Source organism: Moorena sp. SIO3B2, assembly GCF_010692525.1.
Lineage (GTDB): Bacteria > Cyanobacteriota > Cyanobacteriia > Cyanobacteriales > Coleofasciculaceae > Moorena > Moorena producens.
In genome coordinates this window covers 1-3456 of sequence record NZ_JAAHHE010000525.1, presented here as the reverse complement: position 1 = coordinate 3456, position 3456 = coordinate 1, and the positions used below count along the sequence as shown (strand labels likewise).

General features: G+C 40.9%; 2 protein-coding genes and 1 pseudogene. 1 reads left to right on the top strand and 2 read right to left on the bottom strand.

The features are described from left to right. Nucleotides 1-288: 288 nt before the first annotated feature. On the bottom strand, nucleotides 289-429 hold the full coding sequence (locus F6K38_RS37400) for a hypothetical protein (RefSeq protein WP_154659777.1): 141 nt from the start codon (nucleotides 427-429) through the stop codon (nucleotides 289-291). Between the two features lie 835 nt (nucleotides 430-1264). Here F6K38_RS37400 and F6K38_RS37395 point away from each other — a divergent pair. Then, nucleotides 1265-2470: a PrnB family protein gene (locus tag F6K38_RS37395; protein WP_287267529.1), complete on the top strand. Its 1206-nt coding sequence runs from the start codon at nucleotides 1265-1267 to the stop codon at nucleotides 2468-2470. A 555-nt stretch (nucleotides 2471-3025) separates the two neighbouring features. On the opposite strand, the pseudogene F6K38_RS37390 reads toward F6K38_RS37395, so the two are convergent. Continuing rightward, nucleotides 3026-3456, bottom strand: a pseudogene (locus tag F6K38_RS37390) (Uma2 family endonuclease); the annotation flags it as partial.

Here is a 3456-nt window from a genome sequence, read left to right as displayed (position 1 = left end):
CTGCCATCAACAGATACACTGGAGCACTCCTAAGGGAGAGAATATCTAGGAGCCGTATGAGGGGAAACCTTCACGTACGGTTCTGAAGGAGAGGTGCCCCGGATAATACCGGGCATCGACTCTAACCGACGGGGCTTCCTGGGGAATTTATTACGATGATGACTAAGTACATAATTCTGGGTTAAGCTATTAAATTGCTGGGGGGCTTTGCCCCCTGGCCAAACCATCGGGTTTGCTCCCATGGGAGCATGTCTGGAATGGTGCGAAATGTGAATTCATAAGGTTTACCTAGCCGTGGATAGTATTTCTGCGGCTATTTTTTTGTTTGAAAAGGGAGTAGGGAGTAGGGAGTCGGGAGTAGGGAGTAGGGAATCGGGAATCGGGAGTCGGGAAATGCGATCGCGTAGCGTGACCAAAGGTCAATCCCATTCCCTTACTTTACTGCTTGGTTATTTGGTTTTTCTATTTGGGCTTGGTAGTCATGAGGCGTTCGCGTAGCGTGGCCTACGGCCAATCGCTACAGCCAACCTCTCACCTCTCCCTATTCCCATTGATAGGTTGATCAAATTTAGTTTGATTTGGCAATGAGTATTTATACGTTTGTTTTTACTTTACAAATGAGTTGTAAAACTAGATTGTGATTTTTGCTAAACTGAAAAATTATGTATTCCTTATTGCTCTTACCTATTGGAAGTTTTAGGTTTCCTAAAGCTTTAGATGATTTGTTTACATCTCAAATAAAAATGGCTCTTCCGTACTTGTTATGCTAAATTAACACTTTGCCAAAGGGACTGAGGCCGTAGGCCACGCGGGGCGCGTTCGGAGCAGGGACTTCGGAGCAGGAGGAAGAGGCAGCTATATTGGAAAAATTTATGGTTAAATAGCCTCATAACCCTTACACAGTAAGCTTTTCGGGGGGGGTAAACTATAAATTTAGCATAGTAGGTACTGAAGAACCAGCAATCATAGTCATGAGGTACAAAGTTCTGGCTTTTAGGGAGCAGGGACTGAGGCCGTGGGCCACGCTTTCGCCAAAGCCGACGCTGCTTGAGGTGCGAACGGAGCAGGTAAGAGATAAGAGGTAATAGGTAATAGGGAAACAATCCTCTGTACCTCATAGCTATAAGAAACGCTATAGATGAGCTTACCCTGACCAATGAGCTCGAAAGAGCAATATATAAAAAAAAATAAAAATATTTAAACCGCTCTAAATCAGGTTTATAATACATATTGTTTAAACTATTTTTAGTAGAAAAATCCAATAATGTTTGATTTCAAAGACAAAATAATAGAAAAAGGATTCTTGACTGAAACCTTAGAGTCCTTGGATTTTTGGCCTGAACAGTATTATGTTTGGAGAGAAATAGCTCAGAATCTTCCAAATATTTTGCCCATTGGAGAAGTGGGAATAGAGGTAGATAAAATGCCTCAGATAGATACAACTTCTTTAGAGGATTTTCATCTGAATAATGCCAAACTTTGTCTAGGAATGATAGCCCAAGCTTATGTTTGGGAACCCATCTATAGAGGCGAATCTGAACCCCGAACAGTTCTTCCAGCACAGATTGCTATTCCTTTTGTTGAGATTTCAGAAAGGTTGGAGGAACCACCAATACTCAATTATGCTGATTATGTCTTAAGAAACTGGAGAAAACTAGATCCAAACGGAGATTTTACGACAAACAACCTTAGAAGTCTTGTGACTTTTTCAGGGAGACAAGATGAAGACCAATTCATCACTGTTCATGTAGCCTATGAAGCAGCAGCTAGAGAGTGTTATAAACAAGGTATAAAAGCGATGGAGCTAGCACAAGAAAGAGATGCGGTTTCTCTGGCTATTATCTTACGAGAAATGGCGGACACCATTGTTAACATGAAAGATGTCTTCATGACGACAGAGAATATCGTGTCTGCTGAAGTTTTCAGAAAACACATCAGGCAGTTTCTCAAAGGGTGGAACAATAACGTTGAGCTTATTTATGAAGGTACTGAGATTAATGCTTCAGCTCTCAGAGGAGAAACAGGTTCTCAAAGCAGCGCGATGCCTTTCTTAGACCGGATTATGGGTTGTATGTCTCTGGATCCTGTACAAAGAGAAATTCTTAACGAAAAAAAATCTATTCCTGTGGATTTGATTTTAAAAGACTACTATGATTTTGTAAACTATATGCCAGCCCCTCATAGAAAGTTCTTGGAGGAAATTTATCAGAAGAGCCAAGTAAGGAGCTTTGTGATAGAAAATGGTTCTTCAGATTTAGTAAGAGCTTACAATAACTGTGTTGGAAATATTCTTTTGATGCGAACCAGTCATTTCAAAATGATTCCTAAGTACATATCTAATCCGGGTGACAAGAATAATACGGGTTATGGCACAGGTGGTACTTCTTACGTGACTTACCTAGGAACTCTCAGGAATGTCACTGAATCTGCTGCCATCAATAGCAAGGATGGAGAGCATCCCAATTTTTGAAAAACACAAAGGGGATACAAATATAGTGCTTCACGCTGGTGTCGTTACAAATTCATCGGATGAAATACAGATATCAAAGGGTATTCATTTATCATTTGGGTGCGGCTCTTTTGAAAATAAAAATTGTATTTTTGCATAAAGTATGAAATCCTTGCATAAAAAGAATTGTATGCTTGAGACATGCTCAAAATAGTCTCGCTCAAAGAGTGAAAAACAAGATAATATCTTTTTTGTATTATCGTATTACACATTGAAATGGGGTTTTTGCGTTTCATTTTTTTGCGATCGCTTAATTCTATCCCTTTAGCCTAGAAAACTTAAATCTAAATATAGAAAGGGTTAGAAGTATGTAGTGTACTTGTAATATAGCGTATTCCTAAAAGAGCCGCACCCAATTAATTTTGTTTAGGTGCTTAGTAAGCTTTAGCATGCATGCCTCTTGCCTCTTGCCTGGCGCGTAGCGCTATATCAGCTATCAGCGGTCAGCCACTGGCCAAGGGTTGAGTGCTAACCGCTGACCGCTCAATGCTTACACCAATCCGTTGCGAGATCGCTTCAAACTTGATCAGGATCTACTCCCATAGCTCGTAAGCGAGCAGCCAGTTGCTCAGCTCGTTGTTGAGCTTGAGCGGCTTGTTGTTGAGCTTGAGTAGCTTGTTGTTGAGCTTGAGCTGCTTCTTCTTGAGCTTGAGTAGCTTGTTGTTGAGCTTGAGCTGCTTCTTCTTGAGCTTGAGCTGCTTCTTCTTGAGCTTGCACTGCTATTTCTTCAGCAGTAGGTAGCACAATTCCGTCATTAGTAGCCCAACGTAACCAAGTAGTATCAACATTATTTTTATAGACCCCTTGCCAACGAACTAAGGCTAATCCTAATCTTTCGCTAATTAGTCGTCCTTGTTCATCTTCAGTTAAAGGCTGATAGACGCCATTGTGCAACCTAAATCCGGCAAAATCCTCTGGATTAAACGGGTCGTACCAAAAATATTCGG